General features: G+C 70.7%; 23 protein-coding genes. 13 read left to right on the top strand and 10 right to left on the bottom strand.

Annotated elements, in window-relative coordinates; translation table 11 throughout:
- Window positions 1-117: 117 nt before the first annotated feature.
- Window positions 118-1179 carry an ABC transporter substrate-binding protein gene (locus ABTU92_RS15320; RefSeq protein ID WP_408092083.1) on the bottom strand — a complete coding sequence of 354 codons (1062 nt, stop codon included), beginning with the start codon at window positions 1177-1179 and terminating at the stop codon, window positions 118-120.
- A gap of 131 nt (window positions 1180-1310) precedes the next feature.
- Here ABTU92_RS15320 and ABTU92_RS15315 point away from each other — a divergent pair, with 131 nt between their 5' ends.
- Window positions 1311-2117 carry a creatininase family protein gene (locus ABTU92_RS15315; RefSeq protein ID WP_408092081.1) on the top strand — a complete coding sequence of 269 codons (807 nt, stop codon included), beginning with the start codon at window positions 1311-1313 and terminating at the stop codon, window positions 2115-2117.
- A gap of 188 nt (window positions 2118-2305) precedes the next feature.
- Here ABTU92_RS15315 and ABTU92_RS15310 read toward each other — a convergent pair whose 3' ends face one another.
- Window positions 2306-3799 (bottom strand): RimK family protein, encoded by a 1494-nt coding sequence (locus ABTU92_RS15310; RefSeq protein WP_408092079.1) that lies wholly within the window; start codon window positions 3797-3799, stop codon window positions 2306-2308.
- Window positions 3800-4044: 245 nt separating this feature from the next.
- Window positions 4045-4431: a GNAT family N-acetyltransferase gene (locus tag ABTU92_RS15305; RefSeq protein ID WP_408092077.1), complete on the bottom strand. Its 387-nt coding sequence runs from the start codon at window positions 4429-4431 to the stop codon at window positions 4045-4047.
- On the opposite strand from ABTU92_RS15305, the gene ABTU92_RS15300 reads away from it, so the two are divergent.
- From ABTU92_RS15300 to ABTU92_RS15270, 7 genes are all read left to right on the top strand, one after another.
- Complete coding sequence (locus tag ABTU92_RS15300) at window positions 4412-4855, top strand: hypothetical protein (RefSeq protein WP_408092075.1); 444 nt, start codon at window positions 4412-4414, stop codon at window positions 4853-4855. The genes ABTU92_RS15305 and ABTU92_RS15300 overlap by 20 nt on opposite strands.
- Entirely contained in the window at window positions 4849-7155 is a 2307-nt protein-coding gene (locus ABTU92_RS15295) for a heavy metal translocating P-type ATPase (protein WP_408092073.1), read from the top strand. The genes ABTU92_RS15300 and ABTU92_RS15295 overlap by 7 nt, the downstream gene beginning before the upstream one ends.
- A 103-nt stretch (window positions 7156-7258) precedes the next feature.
- Window positions 7259-7408, top strand: a complete 150-nt coding sequence (locus ABTU92_RS15290; protein WP_408092071.1) for a hypothetical protein — start codon at window positions 7259-7261, stop codon at window positions 7406-7408.
- A gap of 16 nt (window positions 7409-7424) precedes the next feature.
- Window positions 7425-8168 carry a metal ABC transporter ATP-binding protein gene (locus tag ABTU92_RS15285; RefSeq protein ID WP_408092069.1) on the top strand — a complete coding sequence of 248 codons (744 nt, stop codon included), beginning with the start codon at window positions 7425-7427 and terminating at the stop codon, window positions 8166-8168.
- 264 nt (window positions 8169-8432) lie between these two features.
- On the top strand, window positions 8433-9299 hold the full coding sequence (locus ABTU92_RS15280; RefSeq protein WP_408092067.1) for a metal ABC transporter permease: 867 nt from the start codon (window positions 8433-8435) through the stop codon (window positions 9297-9299).
- Between the two features lie 109 nt (window positions 9300-9408).
- Window positions 9409-9930, top strand: coding sequence for a nitrile hydratase accessory protein (locus ABTU92_RS15275; RefSeq protein ID WP_408092065.1), 522 nt, complete (start codon window positions 9409-9411; stop codon window positions 9928-9930).
- Window positions 9930-10211, top strand: a complete 282-nt coding sequence (locus ABTU92_RS15270) for a DUF3551 domain-containing protein (protein WP_408092063.1) — start codon at window positions 9930-9932, stop codon at window positions 10209-10211. Before ABTU92_RS15275 ends, ABTU92_RS15270 begins: the two co-directional genes overlap by 1 nt.
- Here ABTU92_RS15270 and ABTU92_RS15265 read toward each other — a convergent pair.
- The 4 genes from ABTU92_RS15265 to ABTU92_RS15250 form a co-directional block, all read right to left on the bottom strand.
- Window positions 10192-11574, bottom strand: coding sequence for a nickel/cobalt transporter (locus tag ABTU92_RS15265; protein ID WP_408092061.1), 1383 nt, complete (start codon window positions 11572-11574; stop codon window positions 10192-10194). The two genes, ABTU92_RS15270 and ABTU92_RS15265, sit on opposite strands and share 20 nt — an antisense overlap.
- A gap of 29 nt (window positions 11575-11603) precedes the next feature.
- A complete protein-coding gene (locus tag ABTU92_RS15260; RefSeq protein ID WP_408092059.1) occupies window positions 11604-12266 on the bottom strand; it encodes a DUF1007 family protein in 663 nt (220 codons plus the stop codon).
- 275 nt (window positions 12267-12541) lie between these two features.
- Window positions 12542-14149: a gamma-glutamyltransferase family protein gene (locus ABTU92_RS15255; RefSeq protein WP_408092057.1), complete on the bottom strand. Its 1608-nt coding sequence runs from the start codon at window positions 14147-14149 to the stop codon at window positions 12542-12544.
- A 174-nt stretch (window positions 14150-14323) separates the two neighbouring features.
- Entirely contained in the window at window positions 14324-16396 is a 2073-nt protein-coding gene (locus tag ABTU92_RS15250) for a M3 family metallopeptidase (RefSeq protein WP_408092055.1), read from the bottom strand.
- 117 nt (window positions 16397-16513) lie between these two features.
- Between ABTU92_RS15250 and ABTU92_RS15245 the strand changes: the two genes are divergently transcribed.
- From ABTU92_RS15245 to ABTU92_RS15225, 5 genes are all read left to right on the top strand, one after another.
- Complete coding sequence (locus ABTU92_RS15245; RefSeq protein ID WP_146618852.1) at window positions 16514-16711, top strand: hypothetical protein; 198 nt, start codon at window positions 16514-16516, stop codon at window positions 16709-16711.
- A 77-nt stretch (window positions 16712-16788) separates the two neighbouring features.
- Entirely contained in the window at window positions 16789-17049 is a 261-nt protein-coding gene (locus tag ABTU92_RS15240) for a hypothetical protein (protein WP_408092053.1), read from the top strand.
- Window positions 17050-17678: 629 nt separating this feature from the next.
- On the top strand, window positions 17679-18809 hold the full coding sequence (locus tag ABTU92_RS15235) for a type III PLP-dependent enzyme (protein ID WP_408092051.1): 1131 nt from the start codon (window positions 17679-17681) through the stop codon (window positions 18807-18809).
- A gap of 174 nt (window positions 18810-18983) precedes the next feature.
- Complete coding sequence (locus ABTU92_RS15230) at window positions 18984-19580, top strand: GNAT family N-acetyltransferase (RefSeq protein ID WP_408092049.1); 597 nt, start codon at window positions 18984-18986, stop codon at window positions 19578-19580.
- A gap of 130 nt (window positions 19581-19710) precedes the next feature.
- Window positions 19711-21141 (top strand): homospermidine synthase, encoded by a 1431-nt coding sequence (locus tag ABTU92_RS15225; protein WP_408092047.1) that lies wholly within the window; start codon window positions 19711-19713, stop codon window positions 21139-21141.
- A gap of 184 nt (window positions 21142-21325) precedes the next feature.
- On the opposite strand, the gene ABTU92_RS15220 is transcribed toward ABTU92_RS15225, so the two are convergent.
- From ABTU92_RS15220 to ABTU92_RS15210, 3 genes are read right to left on the bottom strand one after another with little or no spacing between them, the layout of a single operon-like run.
- Window positions 21326-22504: an ABC transporter permease gene (locus tag ABTU92_RS15220; RefSeq protein WP_408092045.1), complete on the bottom strand. Its 1179-nt coding sequence runs from the start codon at window positions 22502-22504 to the stop codon at window positions 21326-21328.
- Window position 22505: 1 nt separating this feature from the next.
- Window positions 22506-23666: an ABC transporter permease gene (locus tag ABTU92_RS15215; protein WP_408092043.1), complete on the bottom strand. Its 1161-nt coding sequence runs from the start codon at window positions 23664-23666 to the stop codon at window positions 22506-22508.
- Window positions 23663-24358 carry an ABC transporter ATP-binding protein gene (locus ABTU92_RS15210; protein WP_408092041.1) on the bottom strand — a complete coding sequence of 232 codons (696 nt, stop codon included), beginning with the start codon at window positions 24356-24358 and terminating at the stop codon, window positions 23663-23665. The genes ABTU92_RS15215 and ABTU92_RS15210 overlap by 4 nt, the downstream gene beginning before the upstream one ends.
- Between the last annotated feature and the right edge of the window lie 24 nt (window positions 24359-24382).

Genomic DNA, 24382 nt, shown 5'->3' with positions numbered 1-24382 from the left:
CCCTCACCCGTCTCGCCGCTGCGCGGCGAGCCACCCTCTCCCCGCACGCGGGGAGAGGGAGAACTGGCGCCGTGCCCCATCATGATCCGTTCGTCCACCCTCGGTCAGTTCATCCGCTCAGTTCTTCGGCCGCAGGTCGATGCCGACCCGCTTGTTGACGAACTGCAGCGTGTAGGAGCGGCGGAAGTCGACGGTGGGCTTGGTGACGCCGGCCTTCACCATGGCGGCGAAGAAGCCCGCCATGCGGGCGTCCGTCATGGCGCCGATGCCGAGCGACAGCGCATCGCCCGAATCGACGATGCCGCGGTCGCGCAGCTGGCGGCGCGCGTAGTCGAGCAGGTCGTCGCTCATGTCCGGGTTCTGCTTGCGGATCAGCGCATTGCCGGCGCTCGGGTCGCCGTACAGATAGGTGTACCAGCCGACGATCGAGGCATCGACGAAGCGCTGCACCAGCCCGGGCTTGCCCTCGATCAGGTCGCGCCGCGTCTCGATCAGGGTCGAGTAGCTGGTGAAGCCCTGGTCGGCGAGCAGGAACACCAATGGGCGGATGCGGCTCTGCCTCTCGATCACGAACGGCTCGGAGGTGACGTAGCCCTGCATGGCACTGCGCGTGTCGGCCAGAAACGGCTGGGCGTTCGACGTGTAGGGCTTCACCTGCGCGTCGCTGAAGCCGTAGTCGGCCTTGAGCCACTGGAAGTAGCTCGCCATGCCCTCCTTGGAGACGAACAGGTTGAGCCGCTTGAGGTCGGCGAAGCGCTGGACCGCGCCCGGATGGGCGATCAGCACCTGGGGATCCTTCTGGAAGATCGCCGCGACCGCGACGGTCGGGATGCCCTGCTCGACCGCGTCGAACGACTGCAGCGTGTTGGCGCTCATGTAGAAGTCGAGCTTGCCGACCGGCAGCAGCATGCGGTTGTTGGCGTTGGGACCGCCCGGCACGATGGTGACGTCGAGCCCGTAGCGCCGATAGGTGCCGTCGGCGAGCGCCTGGTAGAAGCCGCCGTGCTCGGCCTGGGCGACCCAGTTGGTGCCGAACGCCACCTTGTCGAGCGCGCCGCCGGCGCCCTGGGCGTTCGCCGGCGCGGCGAGCGGGCCGGCGAGCAGCGCCAGCGCGGCGAGCGCCGCGACCAGCCGGGCGAGCGTGCCGGACCAGCGCCGGAATGGACTTGCGAACCGCATCGTTTCGTCCTCTGTAGGGGCGATCGTCTGCCCCCGTCACCACGGGCCGCCACCGTGACCGGCCGGCCGTCTCTGTCGCGCCGCACGTTGTCGCGCCGAAATCCTACCGTCACGTCGAGAGTTCTACGACAATGCTGCCGAAACGACACTGGGGCGACATGACCTGGGAGGATTTCGCCTCCGGGGACACGGCGCGCTGGATCGCCGTCCTGCCGGTCGCCGCCACAGAGCAGCACGGACCGCATCTGCCGGTAGCGACCGACACCCTGATCGCGCAAGCGCATCTCGATCGCGTCGCGGCCCTGGTCCCGGACGACCTGCCGGCGACCCTGCTGCCCGTCCAGGCGATCGGCCACTCGTCCGAGCACCTCGCCTTCCCGGGCACGCTGACGCTCTCCCCCGAGACGGCGATCCGGGCCTGGACCGAGATCGGCGAGAGCGTGTTTCGCGCCGGCGTGCGGAAGCTCGTGATCGTCACCAGCCACGGCGGCAACGTGCAGGCGATCGACATCGTCGCCCGCGAGCTGCGCGCGAGCCTCGGCATGCTGGTCGTCACCACCCACTGGCATCGCTTCGGCTATCCGGACGGGCTGTTCACGCCGCACGAGCAGCACCACGGCATCCACGCGGGCGACATCGAGACCTCGCTCGTGCTGGCGCACCGGCCGCAGGCGGTGCGGATGGAGAAGGCCGAGAACGCCGAGTCGGTCTCGGTCGCCATGGAGCGCGAGTTCCGCTGGCTGCACCCCTATACGCCGGCGCCGTTCGGCTGGATGACCCAGGACCTCCACGAGTCCGGCGCGGTCGGCGACCCCCGCCCCGCCTCGGCCGAGAAGGGCTCCGCCGCGCTCGACCACGCGGCCCGCGGCTTCGTCGCGCTCTTGCACGAGGTCGACCGGTTCGACGTGTCGCGGTTGAAGGACGGCCCACTGGGGTGATCGGCGGCACGGCCGCGCTACTTCCAGCCAGTAGGGTGGGCAAAGCCGCGCAGCGGCGTGCCCACGCCGTCCGGTCCCGATGAGCGCGCGACCGCGTGGGCACGGCGCGTTCCGCGCCTTTGCCCACCCTACGAATCCACTGCGCCATTCCACTGCGCCATGTCCAGGGCACGCGGAGCCGAGCGGCACTACCCCTCCATCCTGGCCATGAACCACTTCAAGAGCCGCACCCAGATCTCGTCCTTGCCGACCGCGTCCTCGATGCCGTGCTCGAGATTGGGGTTGTCGTTGACCTCCATGACGACGACACCGTCCGGCGTCTCCTTCAGATCCACCCCGTAGAAGCCGTCGCCGATCGGGCGGGCGGCGCGCACCGCCGTCTCGATGACGGCGGGTGGCGCCTGGTCGAGGTCGAAGGTCTTGAAGCCGCCCTCGCGCGACGTGCCGTCGGACTTGTACTTGACGATCTGCCAGTGGCCGCGCGCCATCCGGTACTGGCAGACGAACAAGGGCTCGCCGGCCAGCACGCCGACCCGCCAGTCGAACTCGGTCGGCATGAATTTTTGCGCGAGCAGCAGGTCGGTCTCTTCCAGCAGCTCGTCGGCGACGCGCTTGAACTCCTGCGCCGTCGTCACCTTGTGGACGCCGCGGGAGAACGAGCCGTCCGGGATCTTCACCACCAGCGGCAGGCCGAGCTCGTCGATCGCCCGCTCGAGGTCGGCCGGCTCGGAGACGATCCGGGTCGGCGGCATCGCCACCCGGTTCTGGCCGAGCAGCTCCATGAGAAAGACCTTGTTGGTGCAGCGGATCATCGAGATCGGGTCGTCGATGACCGGCATCCCCTCCTGCACGGCGCGGCGGGCGAACCGGTAGGTGTGATTGTCGATCGAGGTGGTCTCGCGGATGAACAGCCCGTCGTACTCGGCGAGCTCGGCGAGCTGGCGCCGGCCGATCGGCTCGACGTCGACCGAGTGGCGCTCGGCGATGCGGGCGAAGTGCCGGATCGTCGAGGCCGACGAGGGCGGCATCTTCTCGTTGGGATCGTACAGCACCGCGAGATCGAACTTCGCGGTGGTGCGCGCCTTCGGGCTGCGCCAATCGCGCCTGGTGTGCTGATGGAGGGCGTCGCGGAAGAACGCCGCCTCGCCATTGGCGAGCCGCGTCGCGTTGCGCATGCGGATGCGGTCGATCGACAGCCAGACGGCGCCGGTGTCGACCGTCACCTCGAGGGCCGGGCAGCGGAACCAGTCGAACAGCAGCCGGCCGAACGCCTCGAAGCGCGCGTCGCGCACGATGCCGTCCCGCACGGCGTTGCCGCGCACCAGCCCGAAGCAGACGAACAGCTTCAGCTCGCCCTCCGGCTGGAACTCGGCCTTTCGGGCACACCGGTTGAGGGAGTCCTCCAGCTCGGGGAGCGCGTGCTCGTAGAGCTTCGCCTCGCGCAGCTCCAGCATGGTCTCGACGGTCGGCACCACCCGGTGGCCGCGCGCCTCGGCGAGCAGCGAGGCGTAGTAGCCCTTCGACTGGTACGCATACGAGCGCGACAGGTTGATCAGCTTCGGTCGCGCCGCCGCGAACAGCCGCGGGCGCGCCAGGTACTCGCTCGTGGTGATCACCTTGTGCGGCGTGTCGGCATTGGGAAAGTCGCGGGGCTGGTCGACCAGGATGACCCAGCCGGTCATGTGAGAGGCCCTTTCCGAGCGATGATCGTGCGTCCCGAGAACGCCGCGCGCCGGCTTCGTACCGATCCGCTTCGTACCGATCCGCTCCGTGTCGATCCGCTCCGTGTCGATCCGCTTCGTGTCGATCCGCTTCGTGTCGTCCGGATGACGCCATCGAGCTTGTCGGGGCGAATCATGGTGACGCGAAAGCCCACCGTGGTCCGATCACGAAGTTGTCAGAGGAGAGCGCCCCGCTCTCTCGGGCCTCAGGCGCCCAGCGCCTTCTCGAAGCGCAGCGCGTCGCCCTGGTCCTCGTAATAGGCGACGTGGCGGCCGAACTGCGTGAAGCCGGCCCGGCGATACCTCTCGATCGCCCGCGCGTTGGTCTCGTGCACCTCGAGCCGGATCGCCCGGCAGCCACGGGCGCGGGCCTCCGCCTCGGCGGCGGCGAGCAGCGCCGGGCCGAGCCCGTGCCCGCGTGCCGCCGGATCGACGGCGAGCGAGTAGAGCCGGCCGACCGTGCATCTCCTGCGGGTCAGCACCACGGTGGCGCCGGCGACGCGGCCCTGGTGCTCGGCGATCAGAACGGCGGCGCTCGGCGAGGCGAGCAGGCTGCGGATGCTCCGCCGCGACATGCAGTCGGTGACGAACACGGCCTCCTCCAGCGCGGTCAGCGCATCGAGGTCGGCCGCGACGGCGCGGCGCACGCGCGGCGCCGTCGCCGCAGGATCACCCGCCGACGATGCGGTCGCGGATGGCGCGTTCGGCATCACGGACGCCTCGAACGGCGCGCGGGGCGGCGCCGCACGATTGCGGGAACCGGAATATGTCGCCATGGTGCTCGGGATGCAGGTGCTCGGGATGCAGGTGCTCGAGATGCAGGTGCTCGGGGGTACGGGGGTCCAGTGGCTCGCTCTTAGCCGGCTCGCGGAACTGACGCCTGCCGCACGTGTGCGGCGAAACTCGCACCGCAGGTCGCGCATGCGGGGCTCGCACGCAGACCTGCCCGCCGCGCCCGTGGCGTTGCCGGAACCGCCGGCCGTCGCCATCTTGGGCGAGAACAGGAACGCATGCTGATGTCACTGGCGCTCGAAAGCAAGACCTCGCCGACCACTCCGGCCGGTCCCGGTGCCGCACCGGGTATGGCACCCGGGGCCGCTCCCGTCCACGTCGTGCTCGACATCACCGGCATGACCTGCGCGGCCTGCGCCGGCCGCGTCGAGAACGCCTTGAAGCGCGTGCCCGGCGTCGCGAGCGCGACCGTCAACCTCGCGCTGGAGCGCGCCGACGTCGACGCCACGCAGGGTATCACCGCGGCGCAGCTCGCCGCCGCGGTGGAACGCACCGGCTTCGGCGCGCATCCGCGTCCGCCCTCCGCGGCCGAGCGCCGCCGCGAGGAGGATCTCCGCGAAGCGGAGCGGGTCGCGGCGGAGCGCCGTCAGCTTCTGCTGCTCGTCTTCTCGGCGGCGCTGACGCTGCCGCTGGTGCTGCCGATGGTGGCGGCGCCGTTCGGCTGGCATCTGCATCTCGATCCGTGGATCGAGCTCATGCTCGCGACGCCCGTGCAGGTGCTGGTCGGCGCGCGCTTCTACGTCGCCGCCTGGAAGGCGGTGCGGGCCTTCTCGGGCAACATGGATCTCCTGGTCGCGCTCGGCACCACGGCGGCCTATGCGTTCAGCCTCTACATGGTGCTCGACCGCGGCGCGGCCGCGAGCGGCCATCTCTATTTCGAGGGCGCCGCCGCCGTGATCACGCTCGTCGTCTTCGGCAAGTGGCTGGAGGCGCGCGCCAAGCGCGGCACGACGGCCGCCATCCGGGCCCTGATGACGCTGCGGCCCGAGCGCGCCCATGTGCTGCGCGACGGCGCCGAGATCGATATCGGCGTCGACGACCTGCGCCCCGGCGAGCACGTCGTGGTGCGACCCGGCGAGCGCATCCCGGTCGACGGCACCATCGTCGACGGCGAGAGCGAGGCCGACGAATCGCTGATCACGGGCGAGAGCGTGCCGGTGGTGAAGCGACAGGGCGACAAGGTGACGGCCGGCGCGCTCAACGGCGCCGGCCGGCTGATCGTGTCGGCGGTCGCGGTCGGCGAGGACACGACGCTCGCCCGCATCATCCGCATGGTGGAGAACGCCCAGTCCGGCAAGGCGCCGGTGCAGCGCCTCGTCGACCAGGTCTCGGCCGTGTTCGTGCCGACCGTGATCGTGATCGCGATTCTCGCCTTCGCCGGCTGGCTCGTCACCGGGCACGACGTCGAGGCGGCGCTGGTCGCCGCCGTGTCGGTGCTGGTGATCGCCTGCCCGTGCGCGCTCGGGCTCGCGACGCCGGCCGCCCTGGTCGCCGGCACGGGCGCCGCCGCGAAGGCGGGGATTCTGGTCAAGGACATCGAGGCGCTGGAGCGCGCCGCCGTGGTCGACACCGTGGTGTTCGACAAGACCGGGACGCTCACCGAAGGCCGCCCGGCCCTCACCGACGTGGTGCCGATCGCCGACTCCGGCCTCGACCGGGACGCGCTGCTGCGCCTGGCCGCCGCCGTGCAGGCCGGCAGCGAGCACCCGCTGGCGAAAGCGGTGATGGCGGCCGTGCCGGGCCTGACCTTGCCGCCCGTGGAGAAATTCAAGGCGCTGGTCGGGCGCGGCGTGATCGGCACGGTGGAGGGCCGGTCGATCGCGATCGGCAATCGCGATCTGATGACGGAGCTGGCGATCGATATCGGTCCGGCCGCCGCGGCTCTGGGCAAGATCGAGGGCGAGGCCCGCACCGCCGTCGTGGTGGCGGCGGACGGCCGCGCCGTCGGCGTGCTCGGCATTGCCGACCCGGTGCGGCGCGAGGCGGCCGAGGCGGTGGCGCTGCTCGCCGCCCGCGGCATCGCGTCCCAGATGCTGACCGGCGATTCGCAGGCCGTCGCGGCCAAGGTGGCCGGCGACCTGAAGCTCGCCGCCTTCAGGGCCGGCGTGAAGCCGGCCGACAAGTCGGCGGCGCTCGACGCCCTGAAGGCCGACGGCAAGCGCGCCGCCATGGTCGGCGACGGCATCAACGACGCCCCGGCGCTTGCCGCCGCGGAGGTCGGCATCGCGCTCGGCACCGGCACCGACGTCGCCGTGGAGGCGGCGCCCGTCACGCTGATGCGGCCGGACCCGCGGCTGGTGCCGGCCGCCCTCGACATCGCCCGCCGGACGGTCCGAAAAATCCGGCAGAACCTGTTCTGGGCGTTCGTCTACAACGTGATCGGCATCCCGCTCGCCGCGGCGGGCTTCCTCACCCCGGCGCTCGCCGGCGCCGCCATGGCGATGTCATCGGTCTCGGTGGTGACCAACTCGCTGTGGCTGAAACGCTGGCGACCGGAGTTTTCGCCGCCGGCCCGTCCCGACTGACGCAGCCGTCGATTCCCTCTCCCCGCGCGCGGGGAGAGGGAACAGACGCACCGGTTGGCACCGCGCCTGTGATACTATAACGGTATCGAACCTCCGAGGCGCCATGACGCATCATCACCACGATCCCGGCCACGCCCATCCCTCGCCCCGCCTGCCGCCGTCGCTGCTGCGCGTCTCGCTCGCGGCCCGGCTCGGCGTCGTCGCCGGGGTGGCGGTCGCCGTGTGGGGGCTGGTGCTGTGGGCGATGACGTGAGGCGGCCGACGACGCCATGATCCCGCAGCTCGCCTTCCGCGACCTCACCCTCGGCTACGAGCGGCACCCCGCGATCCACCATCTCGACGGAACGGTCGAGCGCGGCGCCCTGCTCGCTGTGGTCGGGCCGAACGGCGCCGGCAAGTCGACGCTGTTCAAGGGGATCGTCGGCCTGCTGCGGCCGCTCGCCGGCAAGGTCGACCTGTGCGGCCTCGATCGCCGCGAGGTCGCCTATCTGCCGCAGGTCGCCGACATCGACCGCACCTTCCCGATCAGTGTCTACGATCTCGTCGCCATGGGCCTGTGGCGGACCTCCGGGCTGTTCGCCGGCATCGGCGCCGCGGCCCGCCACCGCATCCATCACGCGCTGGAAGCCGTCGGGCTCACCGGCTTCGAGCGGCGGCCGATCGGCAACCTCTCCGGCGGCCAGCTCCAGCGCGTGCTGTTCGCGAGGCTGCTGCTGCAGGACGCGCGGCTGATCGTGCTCGACGAGCCGTTCAACGCCATCGATGCCAAGACGTCCGCCGACCTGTTCGGCCTGGTGCGGCGCTGGCACGGCGAGGGCCGCACCATCCTGGCCGCGCTGCACGACCTCGAGATGGTCCGCACGAGCTTCCCCGAGGTGCTGCTGCTGGCGCGCGAGAAGGTCGCCTGGGGCGCCGCCGACGACGTGCTCACGCCCGCCAACCTGACGAGGGCGCGCCGCATGTGCGAGGCCTTCGACGAGGACGCCGCCGAATGCCGGGTGGCCGCGGAGTGAGGCCATGGGCGTAAGCACTCTCGGCCCGACCGCTTTTCAGTGCGGGACTGACATTCGCCCCGAATCGCTGCTGCGTGCCCCGGACAAGGCGCGTCGGGCTGCAGGCCCGATGCGCCGCAGAGCCGGGGTCCAGGGGCGGCACGACGGGCGGAGCAGGCGCTTCGCCGGATCGCCCTGGGTCCCGGTTCGCGGCGCGTCGCGCCGCGCCCGGGACACGCGGCTGGAGCGCGCCCGAGCCACCGCGACTCTCACGAAGTCGAGCGCATGTACGACCTGCTGATCGGTCCCTTTCAAGAATTCGAGTTCATGCGCCGGGCGCTGGCCGGGACGGTGGCGCTGTCGTTCGGGGCCGGGCCGGTCGGCGTCATCCTGATGCTGCGGCGCATGAGCCTGGTCGGCGACACGATGGCGCACGCGATCCTGCCCGGCGCCGCGCTCGGCTTCATGGTGGCGGGGCTCGACCTGTTCGCCATGACGCTCGGCGGCCTCGTCGCCGGCCTCACGGTGGCGCTGCTCGCCGGTGCGGTCGCGCGGGCGACCGAGCTCAAGGAGGACGCCTCGCTCGCCGCCTTCTTCCTGATGTCGCTCGCGCTCGGCGTGATCATCGTGTCGGTGCGCGGCAACAACGTCGACTTGCTCAACTTCCTGTTCGGCAGCGTGCTGGCGCTCGACGACCCGACCTTGCTCCTGATGGCGTCGATCGCGACGCTGTCGCTCGTCGTGCTGGCGATCATCTGGCGGCCGCTGGTGCTCGACTGCGTCGACCCTGGCTTCCTGCGCTCGGTCAGCCGGGCCGGCACGCCGGCCTACATCGCGTTCCTGACGCTGCTGGTGCTAAATCTGGTCGGCGGCTTCCACGCGCTCGGCACGCTCCTGTCGGTCGGCATCGTGATCATTCCGGCGACGGTCGGTCGCTTCTGGGCGCGCGACATCACCGGCATGATCGCGGTCGCGGTCGCGACCGGCGTGATGTCGGGCTATGTCGGGCTCCTGGTGTCGTTCCACAGCGGCGCGCCTGCCGGCCCGTCCATCATCCTGGTGGCGGCGGCCGTCTACGTGGCCTCGGTGCTGTTCGGCCCGGTCGGCGGCGTGCTGACCCGCCTGCTGCCGCGCCGCCATCTCGAGGCCTGAGGGGACAGCTGCGGCGCCGGCGGCACGTCTTCGGCATGGTCAAGCCGCAGTCACTCCTATACCGTGCAGACCGTGGCCGATCCGGCCGGAATCCGCAGGAGGTCGCGCGATGCTGTCCCACGAGGAACTGCGGGTGCGCGCCGTCGCGACGCTCGCGACCGAGCGCGGCGGGGTCGAGGCCGACGTGCTCGACAGCTTCGTCGACGTCTATGTGGCCCGCGTCGTGCCGCGGTCGGGCGGCGCCCCGCTGCCGGCCGACGAGGCCGGGATCACCGAGGCGGCGCTCGGCGCCAAGGCGATGACGGCGATCCCGCGCGACGCCGAAGGGCCGCTGTTCGCCGACCGCTGGGAGGCGCTCGCCTTCGTCCTGACGATGCTGATGGAGCAGCGCGGCGTCTTCACCTGGCTCGATTGGGCGCAGGCGCTCGGCACCGAGATCCGCAGCACCCGCACGGCCGGGCGCACCGACGGCTATTTCGAGAGCTGGCTCGCCGCGCTGGAGCGGGTGATCGGTGACAAGGGCATCGCCGACCGCGGGACGCTCGACCAGTATCGGCAGGCCTGGAATCGCGCCGCGGCGCGCACGCCGGCCGGGACCGAGGTGTCGCTGCGGCCCGAGGACTTCGCCTGATGCGGATCGGCCTCGTCGCCCTGGTCGTCGCGGCCTGCGGCATCGGCACGGCCCTGGCGGAGGCGCCGGCGCGGCGAAGCGATGCGGGCTCGCCGGTGTGGCCGTGGTGTGCCGAGTACAGCATGGACGGCGCGGTGACGAACTGCGGCTTCGCCACCCGGGCGCAGTGCATGGCGGCCGTCTCGGGAAACGGCGGCGGATGCTATCGCAACCCGTTCGCGCCATCGCCGCGGACCGATACGCCGCCGCCGCGCAGCACCGTCAGATCATCCGCTCGGTGACCATGTAGCCGGCCAGCAGCGCGACCCCGAACAGCAGCACGCCACACGCCGCCGCCACCTCGACTCCACGCAGGAAAAGCGCGCCGCGGCCCTCGCGATGGGCGGCGAAGCGCGTCGCCAACGCCTTGGCGCCGACCGCGATCGTGGCGATCACGGCCACCGTGATGGCGGTGCCGAGGCCCATCGCGAAGGTGGCGCCGACGCCGGCCCAGAACAGGCCCTGGGCGAGCGCGAAGACCAGCACCAGGATGGCGCCCGAGCACGGCCGCAGCCCGACCGCGACGATGGCGGCGAGCCCGCGCGACCAGCCGCCCGGACCGGCGAGGTCCTTTGGATCGGGCCCGTGCGAGCAGCCACAGTCCGGCCCGTGCACGTGGTCGGCATGCGCGTGGTCGTGATGAGAATGGTCGTGCGCGTGATCCTGGTGCGCATGGTCGTGCGCCCCGGCGCTCTTCACCGCCGCGTCGTGACGATGCGCCGCCGCGGCCGGAGCACGGGCGTGATCATGGTCATGGCCATGGTGATGATGATCATGGTGATGATCGTGGCCGCAGCCGCAGGCCGCGCCATGCTCGTGATCATGTCCGTGAGGCACATGCTCGTGATCATGATGAGCATGGTCGTGACGCCCGCGCGCGTGGTCGTGATGCGCATGGCCGGCATGGACGAGGCCGGCCAGCGCCGGCTCGCGCGTCGAAGCCGTCGCCGGCACCGAACTGGCCGGGACCGGACCGGCCGGCGCCAGGGCCGGGCTCGCCACCGGCGCGACGGCTCGCTCGGCCCGCAGCGCGGCGAGCGCAGCCAGAAAACCGCGGCCCTTGACCCACACCAGCCGGGCGCCGACCAGCGCGATCAGCGCGTAGCTGACGATCTCGATCCAGCGCACCGCCTCGTTCATGGTCTTGGCCGTGGCGTTGAGGGCGATCGCGGCGATCGCCACCACGGCGACCGCGACCACGGCCTGCAGGAACGCCGAGGCGAAGGAGAGGATCACGCCGCGCGTCCAGGTCTCCTCGTTGGCGATCATGTAGGAGGAGATCACCGCCTTGCCGTGGCCGGGGCCGGCGGCATGGAAGATGCCGTAGAGGAACGATACGCCGAGGAGGCTCCAGACCGCGGTGCCGTCCTGCTTGGCGGCGCGCACCAGCCCGGAGAGCGAGCGGTAGAAGCGCGCCTGCTCGGCGAGGATCCAGCCGACGATGCCGTCGGCGGCCGGCGCCGGCGGCGGCGAGGGCGGCCGCGGCACGCCGAACGGCGAGGCGCCCTGCGCCAGCGCCGGATCGGCTCCGGCGGACAGCGCGATCATCAGTCCGGACAGGCCGGCGAGGACGAGCCCCGCGGTCAGCAGCGTGCGCGGGCGCATCGTCGACCTCGACATGAGCTTCGACACGATCATGGGCAGCGGACCGAGACCGTGTTGGCGAAGAGCTGGCCGAACTTGGCGTTCTCTTGGGTGAAGTCGGCCTCGCCGAGCCTCTTCAGCTTGGCCTCCGTCTCGGCGTCGTTCGGCTTCTTGATCGCCACCTTGCAGGTGCCGGGCGAGTTCTTCAGCACGAACGGGTCGGCGCCGTCGGCGAACGAGAAGTCGACGAAGTAGGCCGGGTCGTAGACCTCGAGATCGATGCCCTTGGCCTTCGCGGGCGCCTTCAGGGGCAGCGTGAAGTGCAGGGTCAGCATCTCGTTCTTGTATTCGAGCCAGTAGTCGGTCGGGTCGGTGAAGGGCGAGGTCTTGCCGTCGAGCTTGGCGTAGGTGAAGAAGTCGTACTCCTTCAGCGACGTGACGTTCACCTCGGCGAGGTCCTTCAGCTCCTCGCGGGTGAACACGCCCTTCTGCTTCGACTCGAGCCCCTGCACCGCATAGGTCGAGAACATGTCGTCGAACGTCCAGGCGTGCCGGATGCCCGTGATGGTGCCGTCCGGGGCGTAGACCAGCTCGCTCTTCATCACCACCCACACATGCGGGTGGGCGTGGGCGGCGCCGGGCACGATCAGGCAGACGGCCAGCGCGAGCAGCACGGCGAGGCCGCGCAGCCTTGCGGTCGAAAGATGGGTCATGCGGGGGCCCTCGGCGTCCGCGGCGACGGCGGAATCGTCGCGCGACGTGATGAGACCATAGTGGCGAGTGGGGCGGAAGGAAGGCTTAACGGGGCCTTACGGGGCGGCGTGCTTGCCCCGACCTCGTGCCCCGGACGGGCCGGCCCGGCTCGCCGGGGCGGTCCGAGCCGGGGCCCAGTGACGTTCGCTTCGGTTCCGAGCCCTGGGTCCCGGGTCACGACGCATCGCTGCGCGCTGCGCCGGCCCGGGACACGAGGCCGGCGACGCAGCCCGGCTCACACCCCGGCCGCGCCGCCGTCCGCGCGCGGGTCGTGGGCGCCCTCGATCGTGCCGTCGGGATGCATCACGACGGCGCCGGCATGGCCCATCGTCACCGAATATGGCTCGGGCACCAGCTCCACCTCGTGGCCGGCGGAGAGGAGCTGGTCGACCAGGCGATCGGGGAAGCGCGGCTCGAGCCGGAGGTTGTCGCGGGCCGCCCCCCAGGTGCGGCCGAGCAGCCAGCGCGGCGCGTCGAGCGCCTCGGCGAGGCCCTGGCGGAACAGCACGTGGCGGCTGAACACGGCGGCCTGGGTCTGCGGCTGGCCGTCGCCCCCCATGGTGCCGTAGGCCATCACCCGGCCGTCCTTCAGCACCGCCAGCGCGGGGTTGAGGGTGTGGAACGGCTTTCGCCCGGGCGCGAGGGCACGCAGGGCCTTAGGGTCGAGCGAGAAGCTGGCGCCGCGGTTCTGCATCAGCACGCCGGTCCGCGGCAGCACGCAGCCGGAGCCGAACTCCCAGTAGATCGACTGGATGTAGGAGACGACCAGGCCGCTGGCGTCCGCCGCGCCCATCCAGACGGTGTCGCCCTTGTCGCCCTTGTGCGGCCACGGCGCCGCGCGCCGCATGTCGATCTTCGCCGCCTCGGCGTCGAGCCGCTTCGGGTCGAGCAGCGTGTCGAGCGGCACCGGCAGCCGGTCGGGGTCGGTGACGACGCGGTCGCGGATGACGAAGGCCCGCTTGGTCGCCTCGACCAGGCCGTGGACGTGGTCGAAGCCTTCGGCCTCGGCCACCCGCAGCCGGTCGAACAGCGCCATGATGATCAGCGACGCCAAACCTTGCGTCGGCGGCGGCGCGTTGTGGACGGTGCCGACCGAGATCCTGGTCGACAGCGGCGCCGCCGCGTAGGCGCGCTGCGCCGCCAGATCGGCGCGCGTCACCGGGCTGCCGATGCGGTCGAGATCGGCGGCGATCTCGCGGCCGACGTCGCCGCGATAGAAGTCGTCGAGCCCGGCCTGGGCGAGATGGTCGAGCGTCGCGGCGAGCGCCGTCTGCCGCATCGTCGCGCCCGGCTCCGGCGGCTTGCCGTCGGCCAAAAACACCTCGGCGAAGCCGGGGGATTTTGTGAGGTCGGCCAGATGCGTCGTCGTAAGGGCGTGCTGGCTGGCGCTGACGACGTAGCCGTCGCGGGCCGCCTTGACGGCGGGGGCGAGCAGCACGGCGAGCGGCACCTTGCCGCCCAGCGGCGTGCGGCCGCCGAGCGCCTTGGCGGCCTCCAGCGCCAGCGCCCAGCCCGACACGGCACCCGGCACGGTCAGGGCCGCGAGTGGCCCGCGGGTCGGGATCGCCTCGTGCTCACGATAGAGTTCGATGCGGGCGTCGGCGCCGGCCGGCCCGGGCGCCATCAGGGCGCGAACCTTCCCGCCCGGCTCGTGGACGAGCCAGAACCCGTCGCCGCCCACATGGGTCATGTGCGGATAGACGGCGGCGATCATGGCCGCCATGGCGACCATGGCTTCGAGCGCGTTGCCGCCCTCGGCCAGCACGGCGCGTCCCGCCTCGGCGGCGGCATGATGGGGAGCGGCGGCGACGCCGCGGCGATGTCCGGCGGTGTGGAGGGTCATGAAGGCTCGGGCGAACGGTCGGCGCGGCACCGACGACGAGTGAGGACGGAGATCGAGATTAAGCACGGCATCCCGCGCCCGCTCGTCCCCGCGCAGGCGGGGACCCAGGGGCGACGAGGCAGAGCAATACTGGATTCCCGCTTTCGCGGGAATGAGCGGAGTCTTGGTCGGCGACTAAGCCGCCGCGACCAGCCCGCGCTTCTTCAGGAGGGCGTCGGCTTCGGGCAGGCGGCCCCGGAAGGCGACGTAGGCGTCGGCCGGGTCGCGGGCGCCGCCGGCGGCGTAGACGAAGTCCTTCAGCTTCTTCGCGACGGCGGGGTCGAACACGTCGCCGGTCTCCTCGAAGGCCGCGAAGGCGTCGGCGTCGAGCACCTCCGACCACATGTAGCTGTAATAGGCCGCCGCGTAGCCGCCGCCCGAGAACACATGGGTGAAATGCGGGGTGCGGTGCCGCATGACGATCTCGTCGGGCATGCCGATCCGCGCCAGCGCGTCGCGCTCGAAGGCCTTCGGGTCGACGTCGGCGGCCGCTTCCGGCGACAGCACGTGCAGGTCGAGATCGACCAGCGCCGAGGCCACGTACTCCACCGTGGCAAACCCCTGCCCGAACGTGCGGGCGCGGGCGAGCCGCGCGATCAACGCGTCCGGCATCGGCTCGCCCGTCACGGCGTGGCGGGCGAAGCGCTTCAGCACCGTCTCGTGCTGCATCCAGTGCTCGTAGAGCTGCGACGGCAGCTCGACGAAGTCGGTGGCGACGCTGGTGCCCGAGATGGTCGGATAGGTCACGTCGGAGAGCAGGCCGTGCAGGGCGTGGCCGAACTCGTGGAACAGCGTGCGGGCGTCGTCGAAGGAGAGGAGCGCCGGCTCGCCGGGGGCCGGCTTGGCGAAGTTCATCACGTTGACGATCAGCGGCAGCACCGCCCCGTCGAGCTTCTCCTGCTTGCGCAGCGACGTCATCCAGGCGCCCGACCGCTTGCTGCTGCGGGCGAAATAGTCGCCGAAGAACAGGCCGACCGTCGCCCCGCCCGGCCCCGTCACCTCCCACACCCGCACGTCGGGGTGCCACACCGGCACGTCCTTGCGCTCGGCGAAGCCGAGCCCGAACAGCCTGCCGGCGGTGTCGAAGGCGGCGGTGATCATCTGCTCCAGCGGCAGATAGGGGCGCACCTCCTCCTCGTCGATGCCGTAGCGCGCCTTGCGCAGCTTCTCCGCATAGAAGCGCCAGTCCCAGGCGGCGAGCGGGGCGTTGCCGCCCTCGGCCCGAATCATCTCCTGCATGGCGTCGCGGTCGGCGAGGGCGCGCGCCCGCGCCGGCGTCCACACGCGGTCGAGCAGCGCCCGCACCGCGTCCGGCGTCTTCGCCATCGCGTCCTCCAGGCGGAACGCCGCGAAGCTGTCGTAGCCGAGCAGCCGCGCGCGCTCGGCGCGCAGCCGCACCGTCTCGGCGATCACGGCGGAGTTGTCGGTCGGCCCGCCCGATTCGCCGCGCGCCGCCCAGGCCTTGAAGGCCTGCTCGCGCAAGTCCCGCCGCTCGGCCGACCGCAAAAAGCCCTCGACGCTGGAGCGGGCGAGCGTGATGGCGTACTTGCCCGGGTGGCCGCGCTCGGCCGCCGCCGCCTTCGCCTCCTCGCGGGCCGAGGCGGAGAGGCCGGCGAGATCCGCCTCGCTGTCCAGCACCATCACGAAGGACTGCTCGTCGGCCAGCACGTTCTGGCTGAACGTGGTGCCGAGCGTCGCCAGCCGCGTCGTGATCTCGGCGAGCCGTGCCTTGGCGGCGGCGTCGAGCCCGGCGCCCGAGCGGCGGAACGTGATGCGGTAGCGCTCCAGCACCCGGGCGTCCTCGGGCGCCAGGCCTGTGCCGTCGCCGAGCGCGACGATGCGGGCCCACAGCCGGCCGTCGGTGCGGATCGCGTTGGCATGGGCGGCGAGCCGCGGCGACAGGCTGCGCTCGAGCTTCAGAAGCGCGTCGTTGGTGTGCGCCCCGGCGAGCACGTGGAACACCGCCGAGACCTTGCTCAGCGCCCGGCCGCTGCGCTCCAGCGCCGCGATCGTGTTGGCGAAGGTCGGGGACGCGGGATCGGTCGCGACCGCCTCGATCTCGGCCCGGTGGGCGGCGAGCGCCGCGTCGAAGGCCGGCTCGAAATGCTCCGGCCGGATTGTCTCGAAGGGCGGCGTCTCGAACGGGGTGGTCCAGGCGGTGTCGAAGGGATTGCTGCCGGGGGCGCTCGCGGACGATTGAACAGCCATGGATTACCGCCTGGTTTAGGATTTGCGGACCGGGAGACGGTCGGCACGCGCCGGCCGCCGTGGAGGGCAGACCCGCCGACGGCGATCCCGACGCCGCGGCCGACCATCGAGGACCACATGCGCAATATAGTGCTGGGCAGCCTCGCCGCCATCGCTCTCGGATTGCTGATCGTCCCGTCCGCCACGGCGGCGCCCGCCGACGCGGCGGCCGTCCGGTCCGCCGCCAGGTCGGCCTCGATCGTGCACGAGGTGCCGTGCGCGATGCGCCGCGTCTGCAACCGGCGCGGTTGCTGGACCCGCCGCGTCTGCTGGTGACCTGCGGCCGGCGGCCGACTTGACCCGGGCAGGCTTTCGTGGAGAGTCCGCCCGGCCAAGCTCTCGAGGATCCGCCCGTGCTCGACACCGTCTCCAAGCCCGTCTCCCGCCGCATCGCCTGGTCGAACGTGACGACCGTGCTCGGCGCCGCGCTGCTGATCGGGGCCGAGGTGTTCGGCGCCGCCTTCGCGGGCGGCTGGGCGGTGGCAAACCTGCTCGGGCTCGGCGACTACGGCGCCTGGGGCCTTCAGGGCCTGCTGATGCTCGCCGGCGTCGCCGTGATGGTGCAGTTCGTGCGCAGCGCCGCCAAGGTCGAGCCGTTCACGACCCGCGGCTGAGCGCCGCGAAGCCGGCCGCACGTCGCGAAGCGGGCCGCCCGCCCCATCGAGACGGCGGCGAATCGGGCCTGTTGCGGCCCGGACACGCTTCGTTAAATCTCGACGAACTTTCCTGAAAAAATTGTCGGCCGAGAAGGCCTTCCGGGTGCGGATACGTCTTGCACCCCCGGGTCAAATCACTTAAGTGACCCTTGCCCAATTTCGCACGTGCCTGTGGCCGTGTGTCGATCGGTGGGCATCCGGACAAGAGGCCGGACAGCCGCCCGGAGCGAGATCGGTACGATCGCAAGATCGCCGGTTGTTGAAGCTCCGAACACTTGATCGACAGCCGGAGGCGAAACCGGCGCACCCCGTCCTCAGCGGGGGACGCGGCTTAAAGCAACGACGGAGCGGGCTTTTTTGGTCCTGTCGGCCTTCCACAGCCGATCAGGGCGCCGAAGAGGCTTGTTCATCATTGCCGGGCGTGCGGATCGGGGCCTCCCCTTTCCAATCCAAGGCAGCACGGACGGTCGAAGAGCCGTTCACGATTCACGCGTCCCCATCGCGCGTGGTCGTGGAGGCATCTCCGCCCGCACCCACCATAACGATGGCCTTCGCCGGCCGTCGCGTAGCCTGCTGGGGAGAGCGCCATGACCGAGCGCATCCGCGAGTTTCTGCGCCGTCGCCGCGAGGACGGTCCGTGCCTCGTCGTCGACCTCGACGTCGTGCGCGAGAACTATCTCGCCTTCGCCCATGCCCTTCCGGACACCCGGGTGTTCTACGCCGTGAAGGCGAACCCGGCCCCGGAGGTGCTGTCGCTCCTGGCCTCGCTCGGCTCGTGCTTCGACACCGCGTCGGTGCCGGAGATCGAGATGGCGCTCGCCGCCGGCGCGTCGCCGGACCGGGTGTCGTTCGGCAACACGATCAAGAAGGAGCGTGACATCGCGCGCGCCTATGCGCTCGGCGTCCGCATGTTCGCGGTCGACTGCAAGGCCGAGGTCGAGAAGATCGCCCGCGTCGCGCCCGGCGCCCGCGTCTACTGCCGGTTCCTGTACGACTGCGCCGGCGCCGAGTGGCCGCTGTCGCGGAAGTTCGGTTGCGATCCGGAGATGGCCGTGGACGTGCTCGAGCACGCCCACCGGCTCGGGCTCGAGGCCTATGGCGTGTCGTTCCATGTCGGCTCGCAGCAGCGCAACGTCCGCTCGTGGGACCGCGCGCTGAAGTCGGCCGGGGCGATCTTCCGGGGCTGCGCCGAGCGCGGCATCACGCTCTCGATGGTCAACATGGGCGGCGGCTTCCCCACCAAGTACCTGAAGAAGGTGCCCGTGGTGGAGAGCTACGGCCGGGCGATTTTCCGGGCGCTGTGCAAGCACTTCGGCAACGCGATTCCGGAGACGATCATCGAGCCGGGCCGCGGCATGGTCGGCAATGCCGGCGTGATCGAGGCCGAGGTCGTGCTGGTCTCGACCAAGAGCGAGAAGGACGAGCTGCGCTGGGTCTATCTGGACATCGGCAAGTTCGGCGGCCTCGCCGAGACCATGGACGAGGCGATCCGCTACCCGATCCGCACGCCGCGCGACGGCGACCGCGTGTCGGACTGCGTGCTCGCCGGCCCGACCTGCGATTCGGCCGACGTGATGTACGAGAAGAACCCGTACCCGCTGCCGGTGAGCCTGGAGATCGGCGACAAGCTGCTGATCGAAGGGACCGGGGCGTACACGTCGACCTACTCGGCGGTGGCGTTCAACGGCTTCGAGCCGCTGAAGACCTACCACATCTGAGGGCCCCACCCTCCGAGTCGTCATGCCCGGGCTCGTCCCGGGCATCCACGCGCAACGTCCGTCTCACCCGAAAACGTGGATGGCCGGGACAAGCCCGGCCATGACGGTCTGCGTTTTGCCGATCCCTGCCCGGAACCTTGGCCGGGCGCGCTTTCAGTGGCGGGGGATACTGCCATGATCACGATTCGTCCCGAGCGGCCGGCCGACGTGCCGGCCCGCGAGGCGCTGCTCGACCGGGCGATGGGCCCGTGCCGCTTCACCAAGGGCTCCGAGCGGCTGCGCGCCGGCAACGCGCCGGCCGCGGGCCTCGCCTTGGTCGCAGTCGACACCGGCGCGGATGGGCGCGAGCGGCTCGTCGGCACGGTGCGGCTGTGGCCCGTGGCGGCCGGTGGCCGCGACGCGCTGCTGCTCGGCCCGCTCGCCGTCGATCCGGCCCGCCAGAGCGAAGGCATCGGCGCCGCGCTGATGCGCCGGGCGCTCGCCGTCGCGGCGCAGCGCGGCCACGCCGCCGTGCTGCTGGTCGGCGACGCGCCGTATTACGCGCGCTTCGGCTTCTCGGCGGCGGCGACCGGCGGCCTGACCATGCCGAACGGTCGCGAGCCGCGGCTGCTCGCCCGCGAGCTCGCACACGGGGCGCTCGACGGCGCTGCCGGTCCGGTGACTCAGCGGCCGCTGTCCGGGGCCGCGAGGAGGGCGGTTCGCCGCCTCGGCATGACCCCGGCCCTGACCGGCCCGGCCGAGGCCGGTGCAGCCCTGCCCCGCGCGGCTTGATCTTTGCCGTCGTTTGTCGTTCACGAGGGCGCGTCATTTTGCGGCGCGCACCTCACCTCCCCCCGGTCGGGCGGGTGACGCCCGCGCCGCCGTCCCCTCTTCCATCCACGTCTGCTTCGGAGCACCCGCAATGAAAGATTGGCCCGTGCACGCCCGAATCGACGGACCGATCGTCATGATCGGGTTCGGCTCGATCGGGAAGGGAACCCTGCCGCTGATCGAGCGGCACTTCCAGTTCGACAAGTCGCGCTTCGTGGTGATCGACCCGAGCGACGCCGACCGCCGGCTGCTCGACGAGCGCGGCATCCGCTTCGTCCACGAGGCGATCACCAAGGACAACTATCGTGAGCTGCTGCCGCCGCTGCTGACCAAGGGCGAAGGCCGCGGCTTCTGCGTGAACCTGTCGGTCGACACCTCGTCGGTCGCCATCATGGAGCTGGCCCGCGAGCTCGGCTGCTTCTACATCGACACGGTCGCCGAGCCGTGGCCCGGCTTCTACTTCGACAAGTCGGCCAGCACCGCGGCGCGCTCCAACTACATGCTGCGCGAGGCCGTGCTGGAGGCGCGTCGCAAGAAGCCCGGCGGCATCACGGCGGTGTCGTGCTGCGGCGCCAATCCCGGCATGGTGTCGTGGTTCGTCAAGCAGGCGCTGCTCGACATCGCCCGCGACACCGGCGTCGAGACGGTCGAACCGAAATCGCGCGAGGCGTGGGGCAAGCTCGCCCAGAAGCTCGGCGTGAAGGGCATCCACATCGCCGAGCGCGACACGCAGCGCGCCAAGCATCCCAAGCCCCAGAACGTGTTCGTCAACACCTGGTCGGTCGAGGGCTTCCTGTCCGAGGGCATGCAGCCGGCCGAGCTGGGCTTCGGGACTCACGAGACGTGGATGCCGGCGAACGGCCGCACCCACGAGGTCGGCTGCGGCGCCGCCATCTATCTGCTGCAGCCCGGCGCCAACACCCGGGTGCGCTCGTGGACCCCGACCGCGCAGGCCCAGTACGGCTTCCTGGTGACGCACAACGAGGCGATCTCGATCGCCGACTATCTGACGGTGCGGGACGGCGGCACCGTCGTCTACCGGCCGACCTGCCACTACGCCTATCACCCGGCGAACGACGCCGTGCTGTCGCTGCACGAATTGTTCGGCGCCGCCGGCAAGCGCCAGGACAAGATCCACATTCTCGACGAGAACGAGATCGTCGACGGGATCGACGAGCTCGGCGTGCTGATCTACGGCCACGCCAAGAACGCCTACTGGTACGGCTCGCAGCTCTCGATCGACGAGACCCGCGAGCTGGCGCCCTATCAGAACGCCACCGGCCTGCAGGTGACGTCCGCCGTGCTCGCCGGCATGGTGTGGGCGCTGGAGAATCCGGAGGCCGGCATCGTCGAGGCCGACGACATGGACTTCCGCCGCTGCCTCGAGGTGCAGCGGCCCTATCTCGGCCCGGTGATCGGCACCTACACGGACTGGACGCCGCTGACCGGCCGCCCCGGCCTGTTCCCGGAGGACATCGACGAGTCCGATCCCTGGCAGTTCCGGAATGTGCTGGTGGGGTGAGGAACGGCGGCCTTTCCGTCGTCATGGCCGGGCTCGTCCCGGCCATCCACGGTGAGGCGGTTGTTTGATCCGCTCGTCCCCGCGAAGGCGGGGACCCAGGGGCGACACGGCGAGCGGCCCCTGGATTCCCGCCTTCGCGGGAATGAGCGGAGCAAGTGGCGGCGCCTTCGCGCCCCTCCGCCCCCTACCCCTGCAGCCCCTGGACGATCGGCATGCGGGCGGCACGGATCGCCGGCAGCAGGCCGCCGATCAGGCCGACGATCAGGGCGAGCGCGACGCCCTGCCCGATCAGCGCGGGCGTCAGCTGGAAGCTGAACACGATCTGGGTGAAGCTCGCGCCCAGCGTCGCCGCCGAGAAGCCGTCGAAGATCAGGAAGGTCGCGACCGCGCCGATCACGCCGCCCACGCCGGCGAGCAAGAGCGACTCGACCAGCGTGCCGACGAAGGCCGGGAAGCCGCCGAACCCGATGGCACGCAGCGTCGCGATCTCGACCGAGCGCGAGGCGACCGACGAGTACATGGTGTTGAGCGCGCCGGCGAGCGCCCCGAACGCCATCGCGATGGCGAGCGGCCAGCCGAGCTTCTGGATCAGATCGGAGGTCTGCGAGGACTGCTCCGAGAAGTAGTCCTTCTCGGACTTCACGTCGAGCTTCAGGCGCGGATCGCCGTCGTTATAAGCTTTCAGCGCCGCGAGCGCCCCAGGGTCGGTGAGCCGGGCGCGAAGAATCTGGAACGTGTTGGGGCGGTTGAACAGGCTCTGCACGACCGGCAGGTCGGCCCAGATCTCCGACTCGAAGACGCTGCCCTCGGCCTCGAACACGCCGACCACGGTCCACTGGCTGGTGCCGAACTTCACGGTGCGGCCGAGCTCGAAGCCGGAGAACTCGCGCAGCAGGCTCTTGCCCACCACGACCTCGTTGCGGCCGGGCTCGAACATCCGTCCCTCGACCAGGCGGATGCCTTTGCGGATCGCCGCGCCGCTCTCGCCGATGCCGCGCAGCGGCAGGTTCGCCTTGGTGCCGGTGGTGCGCTTGATGCCGTCGACGACGAGATACAGCTCGGCCGAGGTGAGCGGCTTGCCCTGCGGATCGCGGGCGATGCCGGGCGCGTCCTCGAGCAGCCGCACCTGATCGCGGGCGATCACGCTGTTCAGCTCGGCGCGGGCGCCGGCGCGCAGCACGATGGCGATGTCGTCGGCGCCGGAGCTGGCGAGCGTGCGGCGGAAGCCGGCCGACATGGCGAGGAACGACAAGAGCACCATCACGACCAGCGCGACCGCGACCACGGTCGACAGCGACAGCCAGAAGCGCTGCGGGATGCTCCTCAGATTGATGGCCGTGACGGCGGCGATCTGCTTCAGCATGTCAGCCGCGCCCCATCGCTTCGACGATCTTCAGCTTGAAGGCGTTGAGGGCCGGCACCAGGCCGGTGGCGAGCCCGAGCAGGATCATGAATCCGAAGGCGGTCAGCACGATGCCGGGACTCATCGAGAGGCCGGGCACGAACATGGCGAGCGTGTTGCGCATGAAGTAGGTGAAGACGGTGGCGAGCGCGAGGCCCAGCGTTCCGCCGATCAGCGCGAGCAGCAGCGTCTCGCCGAGCACCAGGCGCAGCACGCGGGCGCCGGAGAAGCCGAGCGTCTTGAGCACGGCGATCTCGCGGGTGCGCTCGCGCACCGCCATCACCATGGTGTTGCCGACGATCATCAGGATCGTCACGAAGGCGGCCCCGACGACGAGCGTGACGATCAGGGCGACGTTGCCGAGCTGCGCCACGAAGGCCTTGTTGAAGGCCTTCTCGGTGTCGGTCGCGGTCTCCCAGGAGGAGTTGGCGAACATCGCGTCGATGGTCTTGATCACCCGGTCGTTGATGGCCGACGACTCGGTCTTGAGGATCAGCCAGCCGATCGTGTCCTTGGCGAACGAGCGGGTCTCGTCGAAATACGGGTACTGGATGAACATCAGGTTGGTGTCGGCCTGCGGCTTCGCCTTGTCGAAGATGCCGACGATGGTGACGTCCCAGGTTTGCGAGCCGTTCTTCTGCGAGAAGATGCTGGACGAGATCGGGATGCGGTCGCCGACCTTCCAGCCCCACTTGTCGGCGAGGGCGCGGCCGACCAGCGCGCCGGTGCGGTTTCGCACGAAAGCCTGCGTCATCTCCGGCGTGATCACGAAGTCACTGGAGCTGATCCGCAGATAGCTCTCGGGCTCGACCGCCATCACGATCACGAAGTTCTTCGGATCCTGATAGTAGCCGCCGAACCAGTTGGCGAAGGTGACGTCCTTGACGCCCTCCACGGCGGCGATGCGGTTGAAGTAGGCGATCGGCAGCGGCTGGGTGAAGTTGATCTTGTTGACCACCACCAGCCGGTCGGCCTCGGAGACGTCCTCGCCGGCGTTGAAGGCCCGCTCGAACGCCGCCAGCACGCCGAAGATCGCGAAGGCGATCAGGATCGAGACGATCATCAGGATCGCCCGCAGTTTCTTGCGGAACAGGTTCTTGCGGATCAGCACGAGGTCGTTCACGCCGCCAGCTCCTTCTCCTCGAAATGCCCCTTGTCGAGGTGGAGGGTGCGCTTGGCGAAGCGCGCCGCGGCGGGATCGTGCGTCACCATCACGATGGTCTTGCCGAGATCGCGGTTGAGGATCTTCAGCATGTTCAGGATCTCGTCGGCCGAGCCGCGGTCGAGGTCGCCGGTGGGCTCGTCGCAGAGCAGGAGCTTGGGGTCCGACACGATGGCGCGGGCGATGGCGACGCGCTGCTGCTGGCCACCCGACATCTCGCGCGGGTAATGCTTGGCGCGATCGGCGAGGTTGACGATCGTCAGCGCCGTCTCGACGTGGGTCCTGCGCTCCGCCTTGCCCAGCTTGGTGAGCAGGAGCGGCAGCTCGACGTTCTGGGCGGCCGAGAGCATCGGCATCAGGTTGTAGAACTGGAACACGAAGCCGATCGTCGCGGCGCGCCAGCGCGAGAGCTGGCCTTCCGACAGCGTGTCGATGCGGGAGCCGGCGACGTTCACCTCGCCCGCGTCCGGCCGGTCGATGCCGCCGACCAGGTTGAGCAACGTCGACTTGCCGGAGCCCGACGGCCCCATCACGGCGACGAAGTCGCCCTCGGGGATCGTCAGGTCGAGCCGGTCGAAGATCGTGATCGCGTCACGGCCCTTGACGAATCCCTTGCTGACACCGGCGAGACGGACGAGAGGCATGTCGGACATCGACGCAGTCGCTCCGCTGGGGAA

The organism is Rhodoplanes sp. SY1, from assembly GCF_046000175.1.
Lineage (GTDB): Bacteria > Pseudomonadota > Alphaproteobacteria > Rhizobiales > Xanthobacteraceae > Rhodoplanes.
The sequence above is the reverse complement of the archived record's forward strand: the minus strand, read 5'-3'. Positions and strand labels throughout refer to the sequence as shown.